The sequence below is a fragment of the Cypionkella psychrotolerans genome (assembly GCF_001294535.1).
Taxonomy (GTDB): Bacteria; Pseudomonadota; Alphaproteobacteria; order Rhodobacterales; family Rhodobacteraceae; genus Cypionkella; species Cypionkella psychrotolerans.
The window spans coordinates 201,706-227,171 of sequence record NZ_LGIC01000061.1 but is presented as its reverse complement, the minus strand read 5'-3'; the positions used below and the strand labels follow the sequence as shown (position 1 = coordinate 227,171).

The window sequence follows — 25,466 nt, the reverse complement described above, 5'->3', positions numbered from 1 at the left end:
CACTAATACTATACGATCATTCAACACTGAGGCGATGATGGACCCCACCCACGCGATCTTGTTTGAGCCTGTGAAGATCGGGCCGGTCACTGCGCCGAATCGGTTTTACCAGACTCCGCACGCCACTGGTTTGGGCTGGCAACGCCCACAAGCCGGGGCGGCGTTGCGCGGGATCAAGGCAGAAGGCGGCTGGGGCGTAGTCTGCACCGAGTATTGCTCGATCCATCCGACCTCGGACGACAGCCCGCATGGCTTTCTGACTTTGTGGGATGACAGCGACATTCCAGCGCTGGCGCTGACCGCCGATGCGATCCATGCGCATGGCAGTCTGGCAGGGATTGAGCTGTGGCATGGTGGGGCACATGCGTCGAACCGGATGACACGTGTACCGGGTATTTCGCCAGACATTCAACCGGCGATGTTCCATCTGCCGACGACGGCGCGGGCGATGGATGCCAGCGATATTAAGGCGTTTCGCGGATGGCAGCGCGACGCGGCACTGCGGGCCAAGCGGGCTGGGTTTGATATAATTTACGTCTACGCCGGGCACGACTATCTGCCGTTTCAGTTCCTGTCAGGCCGCAGCAACACCCGTGGGGATGCCTATGGCGGCAGCTTGGAGAATCGGGCGCGGCTGCTGCGTGAGATGATTGAGGATACCAAAGAAGCTGTTGGCGATACTTGTGCGGTGGCGGTGCGGTTGGCGGTGGACGAATTGCACGGTCCGCGCGGCATCACCAGCGCAGGCGAGGGGCGCGAGGTGATTGAGATGCTCGCGGAACTGCCGGACCTGTGGGATGTGAACATCGCAGGGGCGCTGGGCAATGACAGCAAATCGGCGCGGTTCAGCGGTGAGGGATTTCAGGAGCCTTATGTGGCGTTTGTGAAAAGCTTGACCACGAAGCCGGTGGTTTCGGTTGGGCGGTTCACCTCACCCGAGACGATGGTGGCGCAGATCAAGCGTGGCGTGCAGGATTTCATCGGGGCAGCAAGGCCCTCCATCGCCGACCCGTTTCTGCCGTTGAAAATCCGCGAAGGTCGGGCCGATGAGATCCGCGAGTGCATCGGCTGCAATATGTGCCGTGCCGCGAACAACGAGGCGGTGCATCTGCGCTGCACGCAAAACCCGACGATGGCCGAGGAGTGGCGGCAGGGCTGGCATCCTGAACGGATTGCGGTGCTGCCAAAGCGGCAAAAGGTGCTGGTGGTGGGGGCTGGGCCAGCGGGGCTAGAGGCGGCGCTGAGTTTGGGGCGGCGTGGGGCCGAGGTGAGTTTGGCTGAATCTGGGAGCGCGTTGGGCGGGCGGATTTTGCGGGAATCGACGCTGCCCGGTTTGGGAACGTGGATCCGGGTGCGCGATTGGCGGGCGCATATGATCGGCAAGCTGGACAATGTGCAGGTCTATCCGGGTAGCGAGATGACGGCGGGCGACATTGTCGATTTCGGCGCGGATCATGTGGTGCTGGCAACAGGCTCGCGCTGGCGGCGGGATGGTGTGGGGGTGACGGGGATGCAGGTGTTGGATTTGCCTGAGTCGCTGACGCCTGATGATGTTTTTGCGGGGGCTACGGTAAATGGCCCGGCGGTGATCTATGATGACGAGCATTATTTCATGGGCGGGGCGCTGGCGGAACGGCTGCGGGCGCAAGGGCATCCGGTTTGCTATGTGACCCCCCATGCGATGGCCTCAAGCTGGACAGCGCTGACGGATGAGCAAGGCTTTGTGCAAACGCAGTTGCTGGAGGCAGGAGTCGAGATTGTCGCCTCGCATCTGCTGGTCGGGCAGGCGGCTGGGGTTGTGCGGTTGGCCTGCGCCTATACTGGACGCGTGACAGAACGCTTTTGCGGGACGCTGATTGCAGTGACGGGGCGGCTGCCCGTGGATGATCTTTATGCGCCATTGATGGCCGCTGGCATTGCCGTTTCACGCGTGGGGGACTGTTTGCAACCATCCTCCATCGCCGATGCGGTCTATTCGGCGCACCGCTTTGCGCGGGGATTTGGCGCGGCAGTGGAGCCTGTGTTGCGGCGCGAAAAACCGCCGTTGAAAGGATTGCTATGACCGATTCCGCCCCGCGCAAACGCAGCGCTACCCGTGGCCCGCGCACCATGGGCACGCTACATCAAACGCCATTCGGGCAGGTGCCGCGCCCCTACGCGCCCACCGAAGTGCTGTCGACGGATCATGTCATGGCGATCCACAACTCCGCCCTGCGGGTGCTGGCCGAGATTGGCATGGCGGTGCTGGAGCCTCGCGCGCGGGACTTGTTCGCACGGGCGGGAGCAGAGGTTTCGGGTGACACGGTGCGGCTGGATGCGGATTTGGTCGGCAGTTTGCTGTCGACGGTGCCGCGTAGCTTTAGGCTGGAGGCGCGCAATCCGGCGCGGAGCCTGCGGTTCGGTGGCGCGGATTGTGTGTTCGCCTCGGTCGGTGGGCCGGCCTATGTGATGGACAATGATGGCGGTCGCAGGAATGGCACCTTTGCCGAAATGCAGGATTATCTGAAGCTGGTGCAAAGCCTGAACGTGATCCACCAAAGCGGCGGCAATCCGTTTGAGCCGATGGATCTGCCTCCGAATACCCGTTACCTCGACTGTTTTCATGCGCAAATCCAGCTGTTGGACAAGAACTGGCAGACGGAAACTTTGGGCCAGCAGCGCACCCTAGATGGTATCGAGATGGCGGCGATCAGTTTGAGCACCACGCCAGAGGGGCTGCGGGATCGGCCCTGTCTGCTAGGTATCATCAACACCAACTCGCCGTTGCAGTTGGATATTCCGATGGCCGAAGGGCTGATGATGATGGCAGAGTTTGGTCAGGTGGTGGTGATCACCCCGTTTACCTTGGCAGGCGCGATGAGCCCGGTGACGCTGGCGGGGGCGTTGGTGATGCAGCATGCCGAGGCGATGGTGGGGATTGCTTTGACCCAGATCGTGCGAAAGGGGGTGCCGGTGATGTATGGCGGGTTTACCTCAAACGTCGATATGCGATCCGGTGCGCCTGCGTTCGGCACGCCGGAATATACCAAGGCGGCGCAGGCTTCGGGACAACTCGCGCGGCTGATTGGGGTGCCGTTCCGGTCGTCGAATGTGAATGCGGCGAATGAGGTCGATGCGCAGGCGGCGTATGAATCCCAGATGTCGCTATGGGGCGCGATGATGGGCGGGGCACATCTGATCGAACACGCGGCTGGCTGGCTGCATGGCGGGCTGACGGCGAGTTTTGAGAAGCTGATTGTCGATGCCGAAATGCTGCAAATGATGCAGGAATATTTCAAGCCGCTGGTGGTGGATGAGGCGACCTTGGCCTTCGATGCGATCCGTGAAGTGGGGTCGGGCGGGCATTTCTTTGGATCAGAACACACGATGAGCCGTTATGAACAGGCGTTCTACACGCCGCTGCTGTCGAATTGGGACAACCATACGACATGGCTGGGCAAGGGTGGCATCAAGACGCGCGAGCGAGCCAATCTGGTGTGGAAACAACTGCTTGTGGAGTACGAGCAGCCACCACTGGACCCTGCGATTGATGAGGCTTTGGCGGCTTTTGTGGCGCGGCGCAAAGAAGAAGGCGGTGCGCCAATGAATTAGGCGGGCATCGCTGCCCGCCTTGATTTAGCTTTTCATTCCGTCCCAAAAGCCTTTGACTTTGGAGAAGAACGACGAGCCTTCCGGGTTGTTATCCGTCGCCAGCGTATCAAACTCGCGCAGGATTTCTTTCTGGCGCGTGGTCAGGTTGACGGGGGTTTCCACCGCCAATTCGATCACCATATCGCCCGAGCCACCACCACGCAGCGCGGGCATGCCCTTGGCGCGCAGGCGCATTTGCTTGCCGGTTTGCGCGCCCGCAGGCACTTTGACACGGGATTTTCCGCCGTCGATCGTGGGCACTTCGATCTCACCACCCAAAGCCGCCGTCGCCAGAGTGATCGGCACGCGGCAGAACAGATGCACGCCGTCGCGTTGGAAAATCGCGTGCTCTTTCATCTCGATGAAGATGTAGAGATCACCCGACGGGCCGCCGCGCATCCCGGCTTCGCCTTCGCCCGCCAAACGGATGCGGGTGCCAGTTTCCACCCCTGCCGGGATGTTGACCGACAACGAACGATCTTTCTCAACCCGGCCATGCCCTGCGCAGTTTTTGCAGGGGTTTTTCACCATCTGTCCCGCACCGTTACAAGTGGGGCAGGTGCGTTCCACGGTGAAGAAACCTTGCTGCGCGCGGACCTTGCCCATGCCGGAGCAGGTGGGGCAGGTGACGGGTTCAGCACCGCCTTCCGCCCCGGTGCCGTGGCAGATGTCACAGGTCACAGAGGTTGGCACGTTGATGGTTTTCTGAACGCCCGCAAAGGCTTCTTCCATGCTGACACGCAGATTGTAGCGCAGGTCAGACCCACGCTGGGCGCGCGAGCGCCCGCCACCGCCACGGCCACCGGTGAAGTTACCGAACAGATCTTCGAACACATCCGAGAAGGCGCTTGCGAAATCGCCATTGCCGCCCGCATAGCCACCACGTTGACCGCCGCCGCCCATGCCACCTTCAAAGGCCGCATGGCCATAGCGGTCGTAGGCCGCCTTTTTATCGGCGTCTTTCATCACCTCATAGGCTTCGTTCAGTTCTTTGAACTGGGCTTCGGCGTTGGGATTGTCGGAATTGCGGTCGGGGTGAAGCTCTTTCGCTTTCACCCGGTAAGCCTTCTTCAAATCCTCGGCGGAAGCACCCTTCGAGGCACCCAGAATGTCGTAGTAATCGCGCTTTGCCATGCAAAACCCCTTCACGGGAACGCGGCAGGGCGGCCCTTAGCTGGGCCGCCCTGTTTTCGTTCCTGGCGGCTTACTTCCGCTTGTTGTTCCCGAGATCTTCGAAGTCAGCGTCGATGATGTCTTCATCCACGCCGCGCTGATCATCCTCATCCTTACCGTCGGCTTGGTCTGCCGAGGCTTTGTAGATCGCCTCGCCCAGCTTCATCGCCGCTTCGGTCAGGTTCTGGATGCCGCCCTTGATCTTGCCAGCATTTTCAGTCGCCAGCGCATCTTCCAGCGCCGACATTGCCAGTTCGATCACTTCAACGGTCGAAGGATCAACCTTGTCGGAGTGTTCCGCCAACGAGCGTTTGGTCGAATGCAGCAGGCTTTCGGCCTGATTCTTCGATTCCACCAGCTCTTTACGTTCTTTATCCGACTCGGCATTAGCCTCAGCGTCTTTCACCATTTTCTCAATATCCTCGTCGGACAGGCCGCCCGAGGCTTGAATGGTGATCGCTTGCTCTTTGTTAGTACCTTTGTCTTTGGCTTTCACCGACACGATGCCGTTGGCATCAATATCAAACGTTACCTCGATCTGGGGCAAACCACGCGGGGCCGGCGGGATGTGCTCCAGATTGAACTGGCCCAGCATCTTGTTGTCGGCTGCCATTTCGCGCTCGCCTTGGAACACGCGGATAGTCACGGCGTTCTGGTTGTCTTCGGCGGTCGAGAACACCTGTGACTTTTTGGTCGGGATCGTGGTGTTGCGGTCGATCAGGCGGGTGAACACGCCGCCAAGGGTTTCAATGCCCAAGGACAGCGGAGTCACGTCGAGCAGGACAACGTCTTTGACGTCGCCTTGCAGCACACCTGCTTGGATCGCAGCGCCAGCGGCCACGACTTCATCCGGGTTCACACCCTTATGCGGCTCTTTGCCGAAGAATTTGGTGACTTCTTCCAGAACGCGCGGCATCCGGGTCATACCGCCGACCAGAACCACTTCGTCGATGTCGCCGATAGAGATGCCAGCGTCTTTCAACGCAGCAGCGCAGGGCTTCATCGACTTTTTGACCAGATCATCGACCAAAGATTCCAGCTTGGCACGGGTCAGCTTGACCACCAAGTGCAGCGGCTGGCCGGTGTTTTTGTCCATCGAGATGAACGGCTGGTTGATTTCAGTCTGCTGGCTGGACGAAAGCTCGATCTTCGCTTTCTCGGCAGCTTCTTTCAGGCGTTGCAGCGCCATCTTGTCCAAGGACAGATCAACGCCGTGCTCTTTCTTGAACTCATCCGCCAAGTAATTGACGATGCGCATATCGAAGTCTTCACCACCAAGGAAGGTGTCGCCGTTGGTGGATTTGACCTCAAACAAGCCATCGTCGATTTCCAGAATGGTGATATCGAACGTACCGCCGCCAAGGTCATAAACCGCGATGGTGCGGGCTTCTTTTTTGTCCAGACCGTAGGCCAAAGCAGCTGCGGTCGGCTCGTTGATGATGCGCAGCACTTCCAGACCGGCGATGCGGCCCGCGTCTTTGGTGGCTTGGCGTTGCGCGTCGTTGAAATAGGCAGGCACCGTGATCACGGCCTGGGTGACGGTTTCGCCCAAGTAGCTTTCAGCGGTTTCTTTCATCTTTTGCAGGATGACAGCCGAAACCTGCGCCGGGGAATACTTCTCACCGCGCACTTCGACCCAAGCATCGCCGTTGCCACCGTTGACGATCTTGTAGGGCATGTTCTTCTGGTCTTTAACGATAACCGGATCGTCATGCCGACGACCAATCAAACGCTTGACGGCGAAGATCGTGTTGCTGGCGTTGGTGACAGCCTGCCGTTTGGCAGCTTGGCCGACCAGACGCTCTGTCTCCGTATAGGCGACGATAGACGGCGTGGTGCGCGCGCCTTCCGAGTTTTCGATGATCCGGGGTTGCGATCCGTCCATGATGGCGACGCAAGAGTTGGTCGTCCCGAGGTCAATCCCAATGACTTTGGCCATAAGTAGGTCCCTTTCCTTCGGCGATGTTGTGGTGCGGAACCCAAACAGGCATTCCGTCCCGATCCCATGAGACCCGGAAGGGCTACTGCCCGTTTCCGGCTTCTGGGCGTATATAGGCAGGCTGATTTGACCCTGCAAGCGCTGCGTGGGGGGTAAAACCTAATCAATGATCGGAAAAATTGCCGGGTTTGGTTTAAGGGGGCGGATTTCAGGGTGCCCAAGGCGCCAAACGACAGCAACCATGCAGGGTTTGCGCGGGCTGATCGGGGCTTGCCGCCTGAAACAGATCAAGGCTGATGCCAAAGCTTTGGTCAGACATCCCATCCGCACAGGCCTGCCCGCGCAGCACGGCGATGCCACTGGCGTCTTCGCTGGCGTATTGCACGGCGGCGATAGGTTGGGCCGCAGTGCCCGGCCAGCTGGCTTTTATATCCAGTTCGGGCCCTTCTGCATCAGGAGTGTTGAGGTGAACCGATTTGGTGGGCGGGTCAACGAATAAGGTCCAGAACGGCTCGGTCCCGGAACATTCCAGACTGTATTCCAATGCAAACCAGTCAGGGCGATCCTGCTTGTGTAAAAACCGCAGCGCCACCCAACCCGCCCCCTCACCCGCATTGACCTGCGCCCATTTGCCATCCGGGCTTAGCGCCACAACCTCAACCGCTTTGGCATTGGGCGACAAGCTGCCCATGGCGGCGCTATCGGCATCTGGGCCTACCCGAACATTCAGCACATCATCACCCGCGACCCCGGCCACATCATACAGCGCTGGCAAAACCTGCGCAGCTGCCAAGCCCGGCCACAGCAGGCCAAGACACAGCGCCAGCCGCTTCATCGTCCGGCGCCCCAACTGGCCGAGACATGCCTGCGCGTGAAATTCTCACCCATCAGCCCAATCACGATCAGCACGAATGTCACCCAGATGGTGTATTCGATCGAGCTGTTATGCGGGTGGTAATTCTGAAACATATAGCCGCGTGTTTGGTCAATCGAATGAAACAGCGGGTTCCATGTGTAATAGTGCAAGCGACTGGACGGCATGGTGTTGGCCAAGAACATCTTGCCAGAAAAGATCATATTGGCGCGGGCGTAGATTGAGGTCGCAATGCTGAAAAACTCGGGCTGCCAAGGGGTTGCGGCCTTGAAAATCATCCCTACGCCAATGCCCGAGGCCCAAGACAGCATGTAAATGCCGATCACCGGGATCGGGTCGTAAATGGTGATCGGAGTCCACAACGTGTGATAAAAGAATAGGATGCAGCCCGCTGAAAGCGTTTGCAGATACAGCGCGCCAAGCGCCGCAGATGCGATAGAGACGATGGTATTCATCGGCGAGTGCTTCATCATCGCCGAGGTTGGCCCGTCTGACTTTGAAACCGCACTTAGGGTTTTGGCATGGGTGGCGAAATTGAACACCCCCGACATGATATACAGCACAAAATCACCACGCAAAGCCGAGCCGCGCATCTGTAAAAGGTCGAACATGAACACCATGATCACCACCATCAGCACCGATTGAATGATGCTCATCAGCAGCCCGATCACCGCATTGCCGTGCTGCTTGCGCACGTTGCGCACGGCGGCGTGAAAGATCAGCTCCAGCATGGCGAAACCGCTGGTCACCTTGGTGCGCTTGACTTCCGGGCGAAACATTACCGCAACCTCATGTTTGGGCGAAGCCCATTATAGCGCAGGAAATCTTGCTGTTCCCTTTGCAAGCGATGATAAAGGCGATGTCTGAATTAATCAACAACACGGCAATGCGATGACGCGCTTGTCAGGAGAGCCTATGAACTTTGACCATCTGATCCCCGTCATCCGCCGTCTGGCACTGGAAGCAGGCGACCGCATCATGCAGGTCTACAATGGCCCCGATTTCGCGGTGAAGTCGAAATCCGATGCCAGCCCGGTGACCGAGGCCGATGAGGCTGCCGATGCGATCATCTCGGCTGGGCTGCGCGCTGCGTTCCCGGATGTGGTGCTGATCACCGAAGAGCAGGCCGATAGCCATGCGCTGACGGCCTCAACCTTCCTGATCGTTGATCCGTTGGATGGCACCAAAGAATTCGTACAACGGCGTGGCGATTTTACGGTGAACATCGCCTATGTCGAGAACGGTGTGCCGTTGCGCGGCGTGGTCTATGCGCCGGCGCAGGGGCGGTTGTTCTATACGCGAGCGGATGGTTCGACGGTGGAAGAAACCGGGGCCTTCGCTAAGGATGTGGCAGGCCCGGTGACGCCGCTTTCCGTCTCCAAGCCCGACAATACCGCGCTGATGGTGGTGGCCTCAAAGTCCCACCGCGATGCGGCAACCGATGACTACATCGCGAAATACGCCTGCAAGGATATGAAATCCGCAGGCTCCAGCCTGAAATTCTGTCTGGTGGCGACGGGCGAAGCCGATCTTTACCCCCGCCTTGGCCGCACCATGGAATGGGACACCGCCGCAGGCGATGCGGTCTTGCGCGGCGCGGGCGGCCATGTGGTGCGCTTTGATGATCAGACGCCGCTCGCTTACGGCAAGCAAGGCTGGGACAACCCGTTCTTCATCGCCTACGCTCCCGGCGTGATTTTGCAAAAATGAGCGTGCTTCTCGCCATCCCCGCCCGCTACGCCAGCGCGCGATACCCCGGCAAGCCCTTGGTTTCGCTGAAAGGCCCGGATGGCGAAAAGACCCTGATCCGCCGCAGTTGGGAAGCCGCAATGGCCGTGCGCGGCATTGCCCGCGTGGTGGTGGCGACGGATGATGACCGCATCCGCGACCATGCGACGGGCTTCGGGGCTGAGGTGATTATGACCTCCTCCACCGCGCGAAACGGCACCGAACGGTGCGCTGAAGTGGCGGCCTTGTTGTCGGGGTATAAGGTGATCGTCAACCTGCAAGGCGACGCGCCGTTGACGCCTGCATGGTTCGTTGAAGACCTCATCGCTGGGCTGCGTGCTACCCCGGAAGCCGACATTGCCACCCCGGTGCTGCGCTGCGATGGTCGCGCGCTGAATGGTTTTCTGGCGGATCGTCGTGCGGGGCGGGTCGGCGGCACCACGGCGGTTTTTGGTGCCGGAATGCGGGGCCTCTATTTCTCGAAGGAGGTGATTCCTTTCACCGGGCGCGTCTATGCCGATGACGAGCCCACCCCGGTTTTCCACCACGTCGGCGTCTACGCCTACCGTCCCGCGGCGCTGACTGGCTATCCAAGCTGGCCCATCGGTCCGCTCGAGACGCTTGAGGGTCTGGAACAACTCCGCTTCCTTGAAAATGGTCGGCAAGTGCTTTGCGTAGAGGTTGATGGCAAGGGTCTGACCTTTTGGGAGTTGAACAACCCCTCCGACGTGCCGGTGATCGAGGCAGCGTTGGCAGCGCTTACATGACCACGGCCCCCATCAGTGTCATCGTCGTCAGCCGCCACCGTCCGGCGGCGCTGATGCGCTGCATTGTGGCTCTAACCCAGCAGGATCACCCAAATTTTGAGCTGATCGTGGTGGCCGATCCCGATGGCATCCGGCAAACTAAAACTCTGAAACTACCGCTGAAATGCGTGACGTTTGACGAGACCAACATCAGCGCCGCCCGCAATGCCGGGTTGGCAGTGGCCGCTGCTTCCATCGTAGCCTTCATCGACGATGATGCGGTGGCAGAACCGACGTGGCTGTCGCGGCTGACTGCGGCCTTTGCCGATCCAGAAGTGACCGCCAGCACGGGCTTTATCCGGGGCCGCAACGGCATTTCTTACCAATGGCAGGCTTGCGAGGTTGATCAATTCGGCCAAGATCACCCGCTGACCATCACCGAACCGGCGCTGCGCCCAAACACCCCGAAGCGCGCGGTCAAAACCCAAGGCACCAACTGCGCCTTCCGCCGCCATGCTTTGCTGGCAATCGGGGGTTTCGATCCGGCCTATCGGTTTTACCTCGACGAAGCCGATGTGAACCTGCGCCTCTCCGGCCTCACCGCGATCATTCCCGGCGCGCAGGTGCATCACGGCTATCTCGCCAGCACCCGCCGCGCCGCAAATCGCGTGCCGCTCAGCCTGCATGACATCGCCGCCAGCACCGCGATTTTCCTACGCCGCCACGCGCCCGAAGCTGACATGGGTGCTGCGCTAAAGGCTCTATCCCTGCGAGAATCCGCTCGCATCGCCGAGCATCGCCGCGCTGGCCGCATTGACGCGAAAGCTGAGCTTGCCCTGCTCACCAGCCTCACCCAAGGCTGGGCCGAGGGGCTGGCCCATCTCTTCGCAGCACTGCCACCGCTCTCCGCAGCCACCACACCTCTACAACCGCTGACCACAGGCCCGCGCCCCGGCAAAATCCTCGCCGGGCGGTTCTGGCAAAAGCGCCGCCTGTTGGCCGAAGCTACGGCCATCACCGCGGCCATCACCACGGTTTTCCTATTCACCCCCACGGCCCGCCCGCACAAACTCAGCTTCCAACCCGAGGGCTACTGGCTGCAAACAGGCGGTATCTTTGGCCAATCGACGCGGCAGGGGCCGCGCTTTCAGCTTATCTCGTTCCGCAAACGCGTGAAAGAAGAAGCCGCGCGTCTTGCCCGATATCGCCCAATCGCCTAAGCGGCGGCGGAAATTTGCTGCATCCATGCAACTTTTCCCCGCAACGGGCGTTGTAAAGGCGTACTGCTACACCTCGACACCCGCCCTAGGCATCGTAGACAGATTGTTCTGTTAAGATTTCTGCGGTAGGCTGAAGATAACAAAAATGCTTAGGCTGCGCGAAAGATTGGGCAAATGAAGATCAAAAAAGTCACGAAAGCAGTGTTCCCGGTTGCCGGTATGGGCACACGATTCCTGCCAGCCACCAAATCCATCCCGAAAGAGATCATGACGCTGGTGGACCGGCCGCTGATCCAATACGCGATTGATGAGGCGCGTGCGGCGGGCATCAAAGAGTTTATCTTCGTCACCTCGCGCGGCAAATCCGCGCTTGAGGATTATTTTGATCACTCACCCGAGCTGGAAAACACCCTGCGCAAAGCCGGGAAAGATGATTTGTTGGAGATCCTGAAGGAAACCAACATGGATTCCGGCGCGATTGCCTATCTGCGTCAAACCCGGCCCTTGGGCCTTGGCCACGCCGTTTGGTGCGCCCGTCGTCTGATCGGGGATGAGCCTTTCGCCGTGCTGCTGCCCGATGACGTGATCGCGGCCGAAAAGCCCTGCCTCCAGCAGATGATGGAAGCTTACGAGCAAACCGGTGGCAATATGGTTGCGGCAATGGAAGTGCCGCCGCACAAAGCCTCATCCTATGGCGTGTTGGACATTGCCGAGGATATGGGCGCAATCGTGCTGGCCAAGGGCATGGTTGAAAAGCCCAAGGCCGAGGATGCGCCGTCTAATCTCGCGGTGATTGGCCGTTATATCCTGACGCCCAAGGTGCTGAGCAACCTGAACAAAATGAAACAAGGCGCGGGTGGTGAGATTCAGCTGACCGACGCCATCGCTGAGGAAACCAAGTCCGGCAAGGTCTACGGCTATCGCTTCCGTGGCCAGCGCTATGATTGCGGCTCGAAAGCCGGCTTCTTGCAAGCGACGGTGGCGTTTGGTCTTGCGCGCCCCGATCTGCGTGAGGAATTCGGTGCCTACCTGAACGACATGATCGCATTGCAAAAAGCGGCGCAGTAAGCGGTGGTCCCGGCGCGGCTGCTTGACCTGACGCGGCTGATGTCGCGTCTGGGCAAGGGACCGATGACCGGGGTTGACCGGGTTGAGTTCGCCTATCTTGATCAGTTTTTGCGCTTGGATACACCGTGCTTGGGTCTGGTGCGGACAGCGCTGGGCCTTTTGCTGCTGGACCGCACCGCGATGGCGGCTTTGCGCGATGGTACGCTTGACCTAACCCGCAGTGACCTGATTGGCCGCATCGCGTGGCGGCGTGACCCCGCGCGCGGTCGGACCGAGGCCGCCCTGCGCTGTCTCGCCATCGCCCGCTGCACCAAGCGCGGTCTGGCGCGTCTGCTCAAGCGCCACCTGCCCCCCGGCTCCAGCTATTTCAACACGGGTCACGCCAATCTGGACGACCGGGTCTTACGCCAAATCCGCGCTGCTGGCCTGAAAATCGCCGTGTTGGTGCATGACACCATCCCGCTTGATCATCCCGAATTCGCCCGCCCCGATACCGTGGCCCCCTTCCGTCGCAAGATGCAGGTGGTGGCGATCCACGCCGATCTGGTGATCCACACCACCCAAGCCACCCGCGCGCAGACCGAGGTGCAACTGGCGCGCTTGGGCCGCGTGCCGGATGGCATCACCGCCAAATTGGGCGTTCCCGTCGCGCAACCCATCGCCACTGACATCCCCGCGCAGCCGTATTTCGTCACTCTCGGCACCATCGAGCCGCGCAAGAATCACGCCCTGCTGCTGAACCTCTGGGCGCAAATGCCCGAGCCCCCCGGCCTGCTGATCCTTGGCGGGCGCGGCTGGTCCAACGCCGAGGTCTTCGCCCGGTTGGATGCGCTGCCCGATGATTCCCCGGTTCAGGAACGTGCTGGCCTAACCGATGGCCAGATCGCCTTTCTGTTGCAAGGCGCGCAAGCTTTACTCTTTCCAAGCTTTGCCGAGGGCTTCGGCATCCCCGCGCTGGAGGCTGCTAGTCTAGGCACCCCGGTTGTCGCCGTTGATTTGCCGGTATTTCAAGAGCTTCTGGGGGAGTTCGCAGTTTACCTTGACGTTACGGACAGTTATTCTTGGATGGAAACAATCAGCCGATTGGCCAAGGTTGGGATAACGAAAAGGACGGTAAAGACGCCACCAAACTGGGCGGAACATTTCAAGCTTGTGTTAAGCAGGATGTGATACCCCGTTAAGGACGGTCACGGGGCAAGTGGAAGTATAGGGTGGGTGTATTCTCAAGATATATGCTGCGGCTGGCGCGCAAGCGCTGGCGAATCCGTGCTTTTCGCAAGCGGCGGGAGCTGCGTGGCATAGTAGATCGCACCAATCTGATCGCACCCGATCATATCTTGCTGTTCTCCACCCTGCGCAATGAACGTATCCGGTTGCCGTATTTCCTGCGCTATTACCGCAATCTGGGCGTCAATCATTTCGTTATCGTCGACAATGACAGCGACGATGGCAGCCGCGAATATCTGCAAGCACAGCCCGATGTCTCGCTCTGGACCACCAAGCACAGCTACAAACGCGCCCGCTTCGGGGTGGATTGGCTGAACTATCTGCAAAACAAATACGCTCACGGCCACTGGGCGCTGATCGTCGATCCAGATGAATTCTTCGTCTACCCATTCTGCGACACCCGTCCGTTGCGGGCGCTGACCGATTGGCTGGATGCCTCCTCGATCAAATCTTTCTCGGCGATGCTGCTGGATATGTATCCCAAAGGCCCGTTTGACGCCGCCCCCTATGCCGAAGACCAAGACCCATTTGAGGTCGCGTCTTATTTCGACTCTGGCAATTACATCATCCACCGCAACAAGAAATTCGGCAATCTGTGGATCCAAGGCGGCCCGCGCCTGCGGATGTTCTTCCAGGATCTGCCCGAACGCGCGCCTGCCCTGAACAAAATTCCGCTGGTGAAGTGGGATCGCGATTACGCCTATGTGTCATCGACCCACATGCTGCTGCCGCGAGGCCTGAATCAGGTTTATGATGAATGGGGCGGCGAGAAAGCCTCCGGTTGCCTGCTTCATGCCAAGTTTCTCGATACCTTTGCCCATAAGGCCGAGGAAGAAATGGAACGTCGCCAGCATTACGCCAACAGCCATGAATACCGCGCTTACCGCGCCGGGATCAGCACCCAGCCTGATCTGTGGTGCAAGTGGAGTGAGAAATACATCAACTGGCGCCAGTTGGAGATTTTGGGCCTGATGTCGAAAGGCAACTGGGCATGAGCGTTGGCATCGTCATGCTGTGCCACACGGCATTTGACCGCGCGGCACAGGTGGCGCGGCATTGGGCAGTGCGCGGTTGCCCGGTGGTGATTCATGTGGATCGACGGGTTAAGCGCAAGGCCTATGACGGTCTGGTCAAGGCGTTGAACGACCTTGATAATATCAGATTTTCTGGCCGCCATGCCTGCGAATGGGGCACTTGGGGCATTGTCGCCGCCACGCAAGAGGCCTCCACCATCATGCTGCGCGACTTTCCGCAGGTACGGCATGTCTACCTGGCTTCAGGTTCCTGCCTGCCTTTGCGCCCGGTTGAAGAAATGGTGGCCTATCTCACTGATCGTCCGCGCACCGATTTCATCGAATCCGTCACCACCGAAGATGTCGGCTGGACCATTGGCGGCCTTGATGTAGAGCGTTTCACTCTGCGCTTCCCGTTCAGTTGGCGCAAAAAACGCCGCTTGTTTGACGGTTACGTCCGCCTGCAACGCCGCCTTGGCTTCCGCCGTCGCATCCCTGCGGGCATCGTGCCGCACTTAGGTAGCCAGTGGTGGTGCCTGACCCGGCAAACCCTGTCCGCCATTCTGGAAAACCCCGAGCGAGATGAAATCGACCGCTACTTCCGCCGCGTCTGGATTCCCGACGAAAGCTATTTTCAAACCTTGGTGCGGCAGGTTTCGGCCAATGTCGAAAGCCGCTCGCTGACGCTGTCAAAGTTCGATTTTCAGGGCAAACCGCATATTTTCTACGACGACCATCTGCAATTGCTGCGCAGGTCAGATTGCTTTGTCGCCCGCAAAATCTGGCCGCATGCGGGGCGGCTTTATAAAACCTTTCTGTCAGGTGACCCCGGTGGCCAAGCGGCGGCAGAGCCGAACCCCGGCAAGATTGACCGCCTGTTCGCCAAAGCGGTCGAGCGGCGCACAAAAGGCCGCCCCGGCCTGTACATGCAGTCGCGCCATCCCAACGAAAACTGGGAAAATGGCCGCACCGCAGCGCCCTATTCGGTGTTTGAAGGCTTCGCCGATCTGTTCGATAATTTTGAAATCTGGCTCGGCAAGGCCACCGGAACCCGTGTGCATGGCCATCTGTTCGCCGCAGACCGGATTGAATTCGCGGGTGGCGAGAAAATCTACAACGGTGCGGTCTGCGATTCCGCTGCCATCCGCGACTATAACCCGACCTCGTTTCTGACCAACTTGATCTGGAACACCCGCGGCGAGCGGCAGTGTTTTCAGTTCGGCCCGGATGACAGCCAAGTGCTGACCAACTTCATCGCGGGTGATCCCAACGCGCAAATCTCTGTGATTTCAGGGGCTTGGGCGATCCCATTGTTCCACTCCAACAGCAACTTCGGCGAAATCCGCAAGGAAGCCGCCCGTCTGCAAAAGATTGAGGCAGAGTATCTGAATGAACTCCGCAAGCCTTGGGTCAAAGCCCGTGTGCGCACTTGGACGTTGGCCGAGTTTGTTGAAAACCCGATGGAACCCTTGCAAACCATCGTTGATGAAATCAGTCCGCGTGCGATGCGCCGTCTGACCGAAGCGCCGCGTCTGGCCGATCTGACCGGCTTTGGCCAATTCTTGCAAAACCTACGCAATCAGGGCATGCAGCCGGTGCTGATGGGCGATTTTCCCACGGGCGACGATCCGCGCCCCTCGACCTCGCGGCGTGGCCGCCCCTATCTGGTGAAGTGATTTGACCGCATTTAGCTCTTTCGTGATCTTCGCCGAAATGCGCACCGGATCGAATTTTCTTGAGGCCAATCTGAACACCATCGATGGTGTATCCTGCCATGGTGAGGCGTTTAACCCATTCTTCATCGGGGGCGAAAGCAAGCAAGAGATGTTTGGCATCGACATCGCCGGGCGCAGCGCCGACCCGGCTGGATTTCTGCGCGCGATGCGGGCGCAGACCAAGGGGCTGGCGGGGTTTCGCTATTTCTCCGATCACGATCCACGGGTGTTTGATCTGGTGCTGGCCGACCGCGCCTGCGCCAAGATCATCCTGACCCGCAATCAGCTGGAAAGTTTTATCAGCTGGAAGATCGCCAAGGAAAGCGATCAGTGGTGGATGGCGAACACCAAACATCTGAAAACCGTGCGCCCGCGTTTTGATTTGGATGAGTTCACCACCCGGATCGCCCAGTTGCAACAGTTCCAAGGCAAGCTGGTGCATGCCCTGCAAACCACGGGGCAGACCGCCTATTACATTGATTATGAAGATATTCGTGAGTTGGACGTCCTGAATGGCCTTGCCAGTTTCCTCGGCATCCCCGCCCGGATCGAAGCCCTCGACTTCCGTTTCAAAAAGCAAAACCCCGAAGCGATTTCGGAAAAAGTCTCTAACCCGCTGGAAATGCAGCAGGGTCTGGCGACGCTGGATTGGTTCAACCAAAGCCATGTGCCGAATTTTGAACCCCGCCGGCTGGCCGCTGTCGCGCAATATATTGCCTCAGAACAAGCCGATCTGTTGTTCATGCCGATCAAATGCGGGCCAGAGGCGCAGTTGAAGAAATGGCTGCAAAGCTACGGGCCGCTGCTGCCCAGTTTTGACCGCCAGTCTCTGCGCAAATGGAAAGCCGCCCATCCCGGCCAGCGCAGTTTCACCGTTCTCCGCCATCCTTTGGCCCGCGCCTACACCGCGTGGTGTGATTTCACCGCCAAAGAATGGATGCCCGAACTGCGGCCCTACTTGAAGCGCGTGCATAAATTCCAGCTACCGCCCAAGGGCAAACCGTTTGAGACCGTCGAAGATTTCCGCGCCGGATTTCTGGTGTTCCTCGAATTGATCAAGCACGTTCTGGCAGGCCGGACCGAGTTGCGGGTGATGCCGCAAATCGCCTCGCAAGGCGCGCTGATCCAAGGCTTCGCGCAGGTACAAAGCCCTGACCTGCTGATCCGTGAAGACAAACTGAACGAAGGTCTGACCCATCTCTGCGCTGATCTGGGTCTTGATGCCAAACCGCTGCCCGCGGTGGCTGACAAACACCCCTACCTGCTGGCAGAGCTATACGGCCCCGATATTGAGGCCGCCGCACGCGAAGCCTATTGGCGCGATTACGAAGGCTTCGGCTTTAGAAACTGGGCCTAGGCGGCAACCTGCGGCGTCCTCGCCTCAGTCAGAATCGCATAGAGCTTGTCCGGGTCGGTATTTGCCCGCAGCTTGGCGCAAATCCCCGGATCGCGCATGGTGCGCGACACCTGCGCCAGCGCTTTCAGGTGCTCCACCCCGGAATCCTTCGGTGCAAACAGACCGAATACCAGATCCACCGGCTGACGATCCACGCTTTCATAATCCAGCGGTTTTTCCAGCCGGATGAAAACGCCAAAAATTTTCTCAATTTCCTCAAGTCGCGCATGGGGCAAAGCGATGCCGTTGCCGACTCCGGTTGGCCCCAGACTTTCGCGCTCTTGCAAGCCATCGACAACAATCGCCGAAGACAGGCCATAGGCCTGAAAAGTCACCTCTCCCAGTTCTTGGAAGAGGCGTTTCTTACTGGTCAGTTGGCCAAGAACCCGGACGGCACCCGGTATCAGCAGTTTAGAAAGGTCCATCCGGCGTCTCGTCCTTCCGCAGCCATTCGGCTTACGTTATCTGGTGTTGCGCGGGTCAATCCAGCCGATATTGCCGTCATCACGACGGTATACGACATTCACGCCCGCATGTCCTTCATTGCGAAACACCAGAAACTTCTGACTGGTCAGTTCCAGCTGCATCACGGCCTCACCCACGGTGATCGACGGAATCTTGGCTTCCATCTCGGCAATAATGATCGGCTGGGCGACCGCGTTGTCATCGTCTTCCGGTTCTTCGGTTGGAGCGAGGATATAGGACGAGCCTTCGCCGAATTCAACCGGCACCGGACGGCTGTGGTGATGGTTGCGGATCCGCCGCTTATAGCGCCGCAACTGCTTGTCCATTTTCTCGCGGCAGGATTCAAACGCCGCGTAAATCTCGGTTGCATGACCCTTGGCTTGGGCGTTCAGCCCGGTCGACAGATGGATCACCGATTCGCAAACAAACTCATGCGCCGACTTGGAAAAAACGATGACGGCCTCAGTTGGGCGTTGAGCGTATTTCTCAACAACCTCACCCAATTCGGACTTCACATGAGTCTGTAAAGCCTCGCCGATGTCGATTTGTTTTCCACTGATCTGGTAGCGCATGATGCCTCCTTTAGCGCATAGGGTCATAGACTTCCGCAACACACGGAAGGGTTGACACTCTTTGATTTACAGCAAGTTAACGAGACCAATCGCCACAAGTCGCGGGGCCGTTTGGGGGCCGCTTCCGTCTGATTGGGCAAGGCGCAATGGGCTCGCATCCTTATCATTTGGGGATGCAGGGGGGCACTTGTCAACAGGGCTGTCACGCCATTGTTAAACTTGCGCTAGATGATGCGGAAATTCTCGCCCAGATAGACCCGGCGCACCATTTCATCCTTAACGATTTCCTCGGCGGTGCCGGTTTTCAGGACCACCCCATCGTGGAGGATATAGGCGCGATCCACAATTTCTAGGGTTTCGCGCACGTTATGGTCGGTGATCAACACGCCGATGCCGCGCGATTTCAGATCATGCACCAGATGGCGAATTTCACCGACCGCAATCGGATCAACCCCTGCGAAAGGTTCATCCAGCAGCAGATATTTCGGATCAGCCGCCAGACAACGGGCGATTTCGACTCGGCGACGCTCGCCCCCCGACAAGGCCAGCGCGGGGGCGCGGCGCAGGTGGGTGATGGAAAACTCGGACAGCAATTCTTCCAGCCGTTCGCGGCGCTTGTGGTGATCCTTCTCTCGGATCTCCAGCACGGCGAGGATATTATCTTCGACCGACAGCCCGCGAAAGATTGAGACTTCTTGCGGCAGATAGCCAATGCCCAGTTGCGCACGGCGATACATCGGCAAAGACGTGACATCGCGCCCGTCGATCATGACCTGTCCGCTTTCCGGCGTCACCAACCCAGCGATGGTGTAAAACATCGTCGTCTTGCCACAGCCGTTCGGCCCCAGCAGCGCCACCACTTCGCCCCGGTTCAGATGCAGCGACACGTCGCGTATCACCGGGCGGCGCTTGTAGCTTTTGCGGATATGCCGGATCGACAGGCCCGCATCGCCATCGGTAACCGCCAGATCAAGCATCACTTCTTCCCCGGCACGAAGGTGGTTTTCACCCGGCCTTCCATGCGGCCCAAGCCGGTTTTCAGATCAATCACCAGCTTGCCCGCCGACATTGCGGCCTGACCTTGGGTCAGCAGCACGTTACCGGTCATCACCACTTCGCCGCTTGCGATGGTATAAACCGCATTATCCGCCTGCGCCGCATCAGAGGCGTTGACCAGCAGCACCTTGCCCGAGGCATACAAAGTCTCAATGCTGGTCTTGTCCGCGCCGTAGGCCACGCGCACCTCATTGGCCGACAGTTTCATCGCACCCTGAGACACCACGACATTGCCAGAAAACACCGCCGTGCCATCGGCTTGGTTCACCGTCAGCGTGTCGGCGTTCATTTCAACCTGTGCGGTGGGATCGCCTTTCAGTCCACCAAAAGCCACCTGCGCCCCTTCGGCCAAAGCGGTCTGCGAAAAGGTCAAAGCCAAAGCGGCAGAAAAGGCGATATTACGAAGCAGCATTGCAAAATCCTGTCATCTCTTGGGCTGGTATAGCAGCCGCACCTTGCCGTTGAAAACCAGAAGATACGGCCCCGCCGCAGCCTGCTGAGAAAGCATCATGTGATCCGCCGTCAACTGCCCGCCGGGACCAACCGCGCTGATCGCGCCACGGCTTTCGACGCGGGTGTCGGCGGTCGAAACCCCAAAGCCCTGCGCCTGCACGACATAGCCATTCGAGGCACGCAATTCTGCGCCATCGGTCAGTTCAATCATCTTCTGCGCAGAATCCAGCGCCACCGCAGCCGAGGCGAGTTCGGTTTTCGCACCATCCGGTGTTTGCAGGAGCCCCTGCACCAGTTTCAACGCGCCACCCGCTGCCGTCGGTTTTGCCTCACCCGCGGCAATCGTCAAAGATGATCCGTCCGAGGTCATACCTGCAAACCCCGCATCCGTCATCTTCGGATCGCGCAAGCGGTCTTCCACATCGACGGAAGCATAGGGGATCGCATCTTCAGGGTTGATCTTGCGCGAGAACAAAAACAGCGTGGATAGCAGCGCCAGCGCGATCAGTGGCAGCAGCACCTTCAGCACCGACACCAGCCTAGAATGCCACATATCCCGGCGCGGAATCGCCATCAGATCACCCCCGCGCGCAAACAATCATGGATATGCACAATGCCAAGCGCTTGCCCCGGTGCCGCAGGGTCCACCGCGAACAGACAGGTGATCTTCCGGTCATTCATCACATTGACCGCCGCTTCCGCCAAAGCATCCGGCGCCACCGTGGCGGGGCTGCGGGTCATCACCGCCCCCGCCATCAGGCTCAAAAGCCCATCCATATGCCGCCGCAAATCGCCATCGGTGATGATCCCCACCAACGCCCCTGCTTCGGTCACGCCGACCACGCCGAAACCCTTCTGGCTGATCACCAGCAATGCCTCGGTCATCGGAGAGGTCGCGTCGATCAGCGGCAGTTCGGTGTGCATCAGATCGCGCACCTTCAGCAGTTTCGCGCCGAGCCTGCCGCCGGGATGGAACAGCCGGAAATGTTCAGGCGTAAAGGCGCGGTGTTCCATCAGGGCCACCGCCAAAGCATCGCCCAAAGCCAGCATCATCGTGGTCGAGGTGGTCGGAACAATCCCCGTCTCGCAAGCTTCCGGCGCATCGGGCAGCAAAATCGCCACATCAGCTTGCCGCACCAGCGTGCTATCCCCCCGCGCGGCCACAGCAATCAACGGAATCCCGAACCGCCGCGTATGCGCAATGATATCCGCCAACTCCACCGTCTCGCCTGAGTTCGACAGCACCAGAGCCACATCGCCCTTGGTCAGCATCCCCAGATCGCCGTGGCTGGCCTCGCCCGGATGCACGAAATGCGCGGGCGTGCCCGTGCTTGCCAAAGTCGCCGCGATCTTGCGCGCGACATGGCCGGATTTCCCCATGCCCGAAACGATCACTCGCCCGGTCGCCGCCATGATCACTTCCGCCGCCTGCGCAAACGAAGGCCCCAGATGATCGGCCAAGATCAGCAAAGCCTCGGCCTCGCGCCGGACCACCCGTTGGCCAGCGGTTAGCAGATCAGTGGTGGAAGAGGTCATTCGGCTCGTCCCATCCCAAAAGATCCAACTCGGCGCGGGTGGGCAGGAAATCAAAGCAACGCTGGGCCAGATCAAGCCGATCTTCGCGGATCAAAATGGCCTCCAGCGCCTTCATCAGTCTGTGCAGATACAGCACGTCCGACGCCGCATATTCCTTCTGCGCCTCGGTCAGCGTGACCGACCCCCAATCCGAGGTTTGCTGTTGCTTTGAGACATCCACGCCAACCAGCTCATTCAGCAAGTATTTCAGCCCATGCCGATCGGTAAAGGTGCGGATCAACTTCGCCGCAATCTTGGTGCACCACACTGGCGCGGTCGTCACCCCAAACGCCTGCTTCATCGCGGCCACGTCAAAGCGGCCAAAGTGGAACAACTTAATCACTGCAGGGTCAGTCAACAAAGCCTCAAGATTCGGCGCTGACTTTTGCCCCTTGGCGATCTGCACCAGATGCGCATTGCCATCACCCGACGACAGTTGCACCAGACACAGCCGATCCCGCATCGGGTTCAACCCCATGGTTTCGGTATCAATGGCCACAACCCGGCCAAGTTTCAGCCCAGCGGGCAGGTCGTTTTGGTAGAGATGAATGGCCAAGCGCGTAATCCTTACAGGGGTTGCACCGGATTAGCCCTGTGGCGGCACAGGGTCAACGCCCGCAGGAAGTTTGCGGCAATTCAGCTCTAAAGCAGCCCCTTAATCATCATCCGCGTCGCCTTGATCTTCTGGATCGTCCCCGCCTTGGTGCCCAGCATGGTGAACTTGCGCTTTTCCGAGCTCTGCTCACCCAGCGTAAATCTTTCATTCGGATCGGCACTTTGCCAACTGACCTCAACCCCGAACATCCCCTTCAGATGGAAATTCCCCACCAAAGGGCTGCCCGCGGGCGGTGCGCTCAGCGACGCGGGCTGTATCGTCGTACACAGCACTTTGCCATTCGAGCCGAAGTAGTAATACCATGTGTCAAAGGGCTCCTCGAACACCTCCCACCAGCCGCCCAGCCAATAGGGCAGCGCCGCCCCCGCCGTCAGCAGCGCCTTTATATTCACCCAGCCCTGCAACGACGCAGGTTTCCAGCTGCGCTTTTTCCGCTCAATCGCGTCATAACCTTTGCTCGGCCCGCCTTGCCCGGATTCCGCCGTGTACCAATCCTCGCCGCTCAGCACCAACGACACCCCCATATGGTTCAGGTTGGTGCCATTATGATCCGCGGTCTGCGCAAACAGCCGGAACACATCGCCATACGCGCAGAATAGCGGCAGCTTGCCGCCGATCAATCAGCTTCGCGCGGAGAACTGGGGTCCTGACCGTCGTTTCAGGCGGTGTTGCGCAGCAGACGCGCCGCAGTTTGCAACGCCTTGAACGCCTCATACCGGGCGTCATGCACGGCAATATGCCGCCCCGCGCTGGGCGGAAAGCTTTGCTTTGGTCGAGACATCGCTGCCATCGCCTGCGGAATCGAGGCTTGCAGCCCCGCCGCAACCGCCGCCAAGATCGCCGAACCCAGCAACACAGGTTCCTCTGCCTCGGTCGCCACCACAGTCACCCCTGTACTGTCAGCCAGCGCCTGCCGCACCAGATCATGCTGACCCGCGCCGCCACTGATCATCACCCGGTTAATCGGCGCACCATGCGCGGTCTGCGTGTCGATGATCTGCCGCAGCCCGTAGCCGATGCCGCACAAACCCGCGACATACAACTGCACGAGGCTCGCCAAATCCTCCTCCATCCCCAAGCCCGCAATCAACGCGCGGGCGTGCGGATCAGCAAACGGCGCGCGGTTGCCCAAGAATTCCGGCACCACATGCACCCCCCCGGCCAGATCAACCGCATCCGAGGGAGTGGCCGAGGCTTCTCCCGCCTGATTGGCCAGCCAGACCGCCAACGGCAGCCCCGCAGCTTTGGCCGCAGTTTTCGCGTTGGCATGGGCGGGGTGCAGCTTCAGCAAGTGGTCAATCGCGGCTCCGGCAGCCGACTGGCCACCCTCGTTCAGCCACATGTTCGGCAGCATCGCCGAATAATACGGCCCCCAAACGCCGGGGACGAATTGCGGCTCTGCCGTGGTGGTCATGGTGCAGGACGAGGTGCCAAAGACATAAGCCATATTCTCGGTCGCATCCGCGCCCATCGCGCCCACGGTGCCGACACCGCCTGCGTGGGCGTCAATTAGGCCAGCGCCGACCGGAGTTCCTGGGCGCAGTCCAAGGTCATTGGCGGCTTGCACGGTTAGCCCTTGCGCCAGCGCGGTGCCGGGTTCCACCATCTCAGTTCCGATACGCGCAAAGCCTTCATCGGCCAGAACGCCCAGTCCGATCTGCTGAAAGTAACTCGCATCCCAGCGTTTTTCATGCGCGAGGTAGGTCCATTTGCAAGTGACGGTGCAGGTCGAACGCGCGCGACTTCCCGTCGCTTTCCACGTCAGGAAATCTGCCAGATCAAAGAAATCATGGGCCGCATCAAAGATTTCCGGGCGGTTTTCGCGCAGCCATAACAGCTTTGGCGTCTCCATTTCCGGCGAAATCACGCCGCCCACATATTTCAGCACATCATGCCCAGCGGCATTGATCCGCTCCGCCTGCGGTAAGGCGCGGTGATCCATCCAGACGATGATATTGCGGTTCGGGTCTTCAGATGGCCCGACCGCCAGCGGCACACCGCCTGCGCCCAAAACCACCAGTGAGCAGGTGGCGTCAAAGCCGATACCCGCCACGTCCGAAGGATCAATCCCTGCAGCCGCAACCGCACCCTTCACTGATTGGCACACCGCCTCCCAGACCTGATCCGAGGATTGCTCGACAACAGATCCCGCCTCGCGCCACATCGTCACATCGGCTTTGGCCGACGCCAGCATTACGCCTTTTGCGTCGAATACTCCGGCGCGCGCGCTGCCGGTGCCGACGTCAATGCCGATCAGATACATGCTATAGGTCCACCGAGTTGGGCAGGATCACCAGATCCCGGATCGTCACATTGCGCGGGCGCGTTAACATGAACAAGACCGCATCGGCGACTTCTTTCGGCATCATCAGGCTGCCATTGGCGAGCGCCTCCTCCATCTTCGCCTTCGGCCAATCATCCAGCAAAGCCGTCACCACCGGGCCGGGACAAACCGCGCCCACCCGGATGCCATGCTTGGCGACCTGACGGCGCACGGTATGCACAAACGCCTGCACCGCGAATTTCGACGCGGTGTAGATCGGCTCCCACACCACCGGGACAATCCCGGCGATGGAACTGGTCATGATAATGTCACCCGTCTGGCGTTCCACCATATGCGGCAACACGGCTTGCACGGCGCGGAACGAGGCATTGATGTTCAGGTTCAACATCCGGTCCCACACATCAGGATCACCCGTCACCACATCGCCGCCGACATAGGCCCCGGCATTGGCGTGGAAAATATCCAACTGCCCCGCCTTCGCCAAAATCTGCGGCATCATCGTCGCCACACTCGCCGGGCTGGCGAGATCAATCACCAAGGGGATGGCGTTTGGGCCAAGCTCGGCACACAACGCCACCAGCTTGTCCTCGGCGCGGTCGATCAGCACGACTTTCGCCCCAGCCTCCAACATAGACCGCGCACATTCCAGCCCGATCCCCGAGGCCGCCCCGGTTACGGCGGCCACTTTTCCATCCAATTCATGCGACATGATAGCT

General features: G+C 59.6%; 24 protein-coding genes. 10 read left to right on the top strand and 14 right to left on the bottom strand.

Going from position 1 to position 25,466, the window contains the following annotated elements; genetic code table 11:
* The first annotated feature begins 37 nt into the window (after positions 1–37).
* Both AKV04_RS12280 and AKV04_RS12275 read left to right on the top strand, forming a co-directional pair.
* Entirely contained in the window at positions 38–2,062 is a 2,025-nt protein-coding gene (locus tag AKV04_RS12280) for an oxidoreductase (RefSeq protein ID WP_054006701.1), read from the top strand.
* The gene (locus AKV04_RS12275) at positions 2,059–3,591 is read left to right on the top strand and encodes a trimethylamine methyltransferase family protein (protein ID WP_054006700.1); all 1,533 of its coding nucleotides are present in this window, start codon (positions 2,059–2,061) and stop codon (positions 3,589–3,591) included. Before AKV04_RS12280 ends, AKV04_RS12275 begins: the two co-directional genes overlap by 4 nt.
* A 24-nt stretch (positions 3,592–3,615) precedes the next feature.
* Here AKV04_RS12275 and dnaJ read toward each other — a convergent pair whose 3' ends face one another.
* The 4 genes from dnaJ to AKV04_RS12255 form a co-directional block, all read right to left on the bottom strand.
* Positions 3,616–4,764, bottom strand: a complete 1,149-nt coding sequence (dnaJ, locus tag AKV04_RS12270) for a molecular chaperone DnaJ (RefSeq protein ID WP_054006699.1) — start codon at positions 4,762–4,764, stop codon at positions 3,616–3,618.
* Between the two features lie 70 nt (positions 4,765–4,834).
* Positions 4,835–6,742, bottom strand: coding sequence for a molecular chaperone DnaK (gene dnaK, locus AKV04_RS12265; RefSeq protein ID WP_054006698.1), 1,908 nt, complete (start codon positions 6,740–6,742; stop codon positions 4,835–4,837).
* Positions 6,743–6,950: 208 nt separating this feature from the next.
* The gene (locus tag AKV04_RS12260; protein ID WP_054006697.1) at positions 6,951–7,577 is read right to left on the bottom strand and encodes an SH3 domain-containing protein; all 627 of its coding nucleotides are present in this window, start codon (positions 7,575–7,577) and stop codon (positions 6,951–6,953) included.
* Positions 7,574–8,395: an ABC transporter permease gene (locus AKV04_RS12255; RefSeq protein WP_054006696.1), complete on the bottom strand. Its 822-nt coding sequence runs from the start codon at positions 8,393–8,395 to the stop codon at positions 7,574–7,576. Before AKV04_RS12255 ends, AKV04_RS12260 begins: the two co-directional genes overlap by 4 nt.
* A 136-nt stretch (positions 8,396–8,531) precedes the next feature.
* On the opposite strand from AKV04_RS12255, the gene cysQ reads away from it, so the two are divergent.
* The 8 genes from cysQ to AKV04_RS12215 all read left to right on the top strand — a co-directional run bounded on the left by cysQ (position 8,532) and on the right by AKV04_RS12215 (position 17,690).
* Positions 8,532–9,326 carry a 3'(2'),5'-bisphosphate nucleotidase CysQ gene (gene cysQ / locus AKV04_RS12250; protein WP_054006695.1) on the top strand — a complete coding sequence of 265 codons (795 nt, stop codon included), beginning with the start codon at positions 8,532–8,534 and terminating at the stop codon, positions 9,324–9,326.
* Entirely contained in the window at positions 9,323–10,111 is a 789-nt protein-coding gene (locus AKV04_RS12245; RefSeq protein WP_054006694.1) for a 3-deoxy-manno-octulosonate cytidylyltransferase, read from the top strand. The genes cysQ and AKV04_RS12245 overlap by 4 nt, the downstream gene beginning before the upstream one ends.
* The gene (locus AKV04_RS12240) at positions 10,108–11,310 is read left to right on the top strand and encodes a glycosyltransferase family 2 protein (RefSeq protein WP_054006693.1); all 1,203 of its coding nucleotides are present in this window, start codon (positions 10,108–10,110) and stop codon (positions 11,308–11,310) included. The genes AKV04_RS12245 and AKV04_RS12240 overlap by 4 nt, the downstream gene beginning before the upstream one ends.
* Before the next feature lie 174 nt (positions 11,311–11,484).
* On the top strand, positions 11,485–12,378 hold the full coding sequence (gene galU / locus AKV04_RS12235; protein ID WP_054006692.1) for a UTP--glucose-1-phosphate uridylyltransferase GalU: 894 nt from the start codon (positions 11,485–11,487) through the stop codon (positions 12,376–12,378).
* Positions 12,379–12,381: 3 nt separating this feature from the next.
* A complete protein-coding gene (locus AKV04_RS12230; RefSeq protein ID WP_054006691.1) occupies positions 12,382–13,548 on the top strand; it encodes a glycosyltransferase family 4 protein in 1,167 nt (388 codons plus the stop codon).
* A 62-nt stretch (positions 13,549–13,610) separates the two neighbouring features.
* On the top strand, positions 13,611–14,600 hold the full coding sequence (locus AKV04_RS12225; protein WP_407638432.1) for a glycosyltransferase family 2 protein: 990 nt from the start codon (positions 13,611–13,613) through the stop codon (positions 14,598–14,600).
* Positions 14,597–16,294 carry a DUF5927 domain-containing protein gene (locus AKV04_RS12220; protein ID WP_054006689.1) on the top strand — a complete coding sequence of 566 codons (1,698 nt, stop codon included), beginning with the start codon at positions 14,597–14,599 and terminating at the stop codon, positions 16,292–16,294. The genes AKV04_RS12225 and AKV04_RS12220 overlap by 4 nt, the downstream gene beginning before the upstream one ends.
* A gap of 1 nt (position 16,295) precedes the next feature.
* Complete coding sequence (locus AKV04_RS12215; protein WP_235815625.1) at positions 16,296–17,690, top strand: nodulation protein NodH; 1,395 nt, start codon at positions 16,296–16,298, stop codon at positions 17,688–17,690.
* Here AKV04_RS12215 and AKV04_RS12210 read toward each other — a convergent pair.
* The 10 genes from AKV04_RS12210 to AKV04_RS12165 all read right to left on the bottom strand — a co-directional run bounded on the left by AKV04_RS12210 (position 17,687) and on the right by AKV04_RS12165 (position 25,459).
* On the bottom strand, positions 17,687–18,154 hold the full coding sequence (locus AKV04_RS12210; RefSeq protein WP_054006688.1) for a PTS sugar transporter subunit IIA: 468 nt from the start codon (positions 18,152–18,154) through the stop codon (positions 17,687–17,689). The genes AKV04_RS12215 and AKV04_RS12210 overlap by 4 nt on opposite strands.
* Positions 18,155–18,190: 36 nt before the next feature.
* Complete coding sequence (gene hpf, locus AKV04_RS12205; RefSeq protein WP_054006687.1) at positions 18,191–18,766, bottom strand: ribosome hibernation-promoting factor, HPF/YfiA family; 576 nt, start codon at positions 18,764–18,766, stop codon at positions 18,191–18,193.
* A 224-nt stretch (positions 18,767–18,990) separates the two neighbouring features.
* On the bottom strand, positions 18,991–19,743 hold the full coding sequence (gene lptB, locus AKV04_RS12200) for an LPS export ABC transporter ATP-binding protein (protein WP_054006686.1): 753 nt from the start codon (positions 19,741–19,743) through the stop codon (positions 18,991–18,993).
* Positions 19,743–20,234 carry an LptA/OstA family protein gene (locus tag AKV04_RS12195; RefSeq protein ID WP_054006685.1) on the bottom strand — a complete coding sequence of 164 codons (492 nt, stop codon included), beginning with the start codon at positions 20,232–20,234 and terminating at the stop codon, positions 19,743–19,745. Before AKV04_RS12195 ends, lptB begins: the two co-directional genes overlap by 1 nt.
* A gap of 12 nt (positions 20,235–20,246) precedes the next feature.
* Positions 20,247–20,849 carry a hypothetical protein gene (locus AKV04_RS12190; RefSeq protein WP_054006684.1) on the bottom strand — a complete coding sequence of 201 codons (603 nt, stop codon included), beginning with the start codon at positions 20,847–20,849 and terminating at the stop codon, positions 20,247–20,249.
* Positions 20,849–21,811: a KpsF/GutQ family sugar-phosphate isomerase gene (locus AKV04_RS12185; protein ID WP_054006683.1), complete on the bottom strand. Its 963-nt coding sequence runs from the start codon at positions 21,809–21,811 to the stop codon at positions 20,849–20,851. The genes AKV04_RS12190 and AKV04_RS12185 overlap by 1 nt, the downstream gene beginning before the upstream one ends.
* On the bottom strand, positions 21,792–22,406 hold the full coding sequence (locus tag AKV04_RS12180; protein ID WP_054006682.1) for a ribonuclease D: 615 nt from the start codon (positions 22,404–22,406) through the stop codon (positions 21,792–21,794). Before AKV04_RS12180 ends, AKV04_RS12185 begins: the two co-directional genes overlap by 20 nt.
* A gap of 86 nt (positions 22,407–22,492) precedes the next feature.
* The gene (locus AKV04_RS12175; RefSeq protein ID WP_054006681.1) at positions 22,493–23,086 is read right to left on the bottom strand and encodes a hypothetical protein; all 594 of its coding nucleotides are present in this window, start codon (positions 23,084–23,086) and stop codon (positions 22,493–22,495) included.
* Positions 23,087–23,124: 38 nt separating this feature from the next.
* Entirely contained in the window at positions 23,125–24,729 is a 1,605-nt protein-coding gene (locus tag AKV04_RS12170; RefSeq protein ID WP_054006680.1) for an FGGY-family carbohydrate kinase, read from the bottom strand.
* Position 24,730: 1 nt separating this feature from the next.
* Complete coding sequence (locus AKV04_RS12165; RefSeq protein WP_054006679.1) at positions 24,731–25,459, bottom strand: SDR family oxidoreductase; 729 nt, start codon at positions 25,457–25,459, stop codon at positions 24,731–24,733.
* Between the last annotated feature and the right edge of the window lie 7 nt (positions 25,460–25,466).

Bases quoted from the DNA above. Each gene is read 5' to 3' on its own strand.
- AKV04_RS12280 (WP_054006701.1), top strand. From the start codon at position 38: ATGGACCCCACCCACGCGATCTTGTTTGAGCCTGTGAAGATCGGGCCG.
- AKV04_RS12275 (WP_054006700.1), top strand. From the start codon at position 2,059: ATGACCGATTCCGCCCCGCGCAAACGCAGCGCTACCCGTGGCCCGCGC.
- dnaJ (WP_054006699.1), bottom strand. From the start codon at position 4,764: ATGGCAAAGCGCGATTACTACGACATTCTGGGTGCCTCGAAGGGTGCT.
- dnaK (WP_054006698.1), bottom strand. From the start codon at position 6,742: ATGGCCAAAGTCATTGGGATTGACCTCGGGACGACCAACTCTTGCGTC.
- AKV04_RS12260 (WP_054006697.1), bottom strand. From the start codon at position 7,577: ATGAAGCGGCTGGCGCTGTGTCTTGGCCTGCTGTGGCCGGGCTTGGCA.
- AKV04_RS12255 (WP_054006696.1), bottom strand. From the start codon at position 8,395: ATGTTTCGCCCGGAAGTCAAGCGCACCAAGGTGACCAGCGGTTTCGCC.
- cysQ (WP_054006695.1), top strand. From the start codon at position 8,532: ATGAACTTTGACCATCTGATCCCCGTCATCCGCCGTCTGGCACTGGAA.
- AKV04_RS12245 (WP_054006694.1), top strand. From the start codon at position 9,323: ATGAGCGTGCTTCTCGCCATCCCCGCCCGCTACGCCAGCGCGCGATAC.
- AKV04_RS12240 (WP_054006693.1), top strand. From the start codon at position 10,108: ATGACCACGGCCCCCATCAGTGTCATCGTCGTCAGCCGCCACCGTCCG.
- galU (WP_054006692.1), top strand. From the start codon at position 11,485: ATGAAGATCAAAAAAGTCACGAAAGCAGTGTTCCCGGTTGCCGGTATG.
- AKV04_RS12225 (WP_407638432.1), top strand. From the start codon at position 13,611: ATGCTGCGGCTGGCGCGCAAGCGCTGGCGAATCCGTGCTTTTCGCAAG.
- AKV04_RS12220 (WP_054006689.1), top strand. From the start codon at position 14,597: ATGAGCGTTGGCATCGTCATGCTGTGCCACACGGCATTTGACCGCGCG.
- AKV04_RS12210 (WP_054006688.1), bottom strand. From the start codon at position 18,154: ATGGACCTTTCTAAACTGCTGATACCGGGTGCCGTCCGGGTTCTTGGC.
- hpf (WP_054006687.1), bottom strand. From the start codon at position 18,766: ATGCGCTACCAGATCAGTGGAAAACAAATCGACATCGGCGAGGCTTTA.
- lptB (WP_054006686.1), bottom strand. From the start codon at position 19,743: ATGCTTGATCTGGCGGTTACCGATGGCGATGCGGGCCTGTCGATCCGG.
- AKV04_RS12195 (WP_054006685.1), bottom strand. From the start codon at position 20,234: ATGCTGCTTCGTAATATCGCCTTTTCTGCCGCTTTGGCTTTGACCTTT.
- AKV04_RS12190 (WP_054006684.1), bottom strand. From the start codon at position 20,849: ATGGCGATTCCGCGCCGGGATATGTGGCATTCTAGGCTGGTGTCGGTG.
- AKV04_RS12185 (WP_054006683.1), bottom strand. From the start codon at position 21,811: ATGACCTCTTCCACCACTGATCTGCTAACCGCTGGCCAACGGGTGGTC.
- AKV04_RS12170 (WP_054006680.1), bottom strand. From the start codon at position 24,729: ATGTATCTGATCGGCATTGACGTCGGCACCGGCAGCGCGCGCGCCGGA.
- AKV04_RS12165 (WP_054006679.1), bottom strand. From the start codon at position 25,459: ATGTCGCATGAATTGGATGGAAAAGTGGCCGCCGTAACCGGGGCGGCC.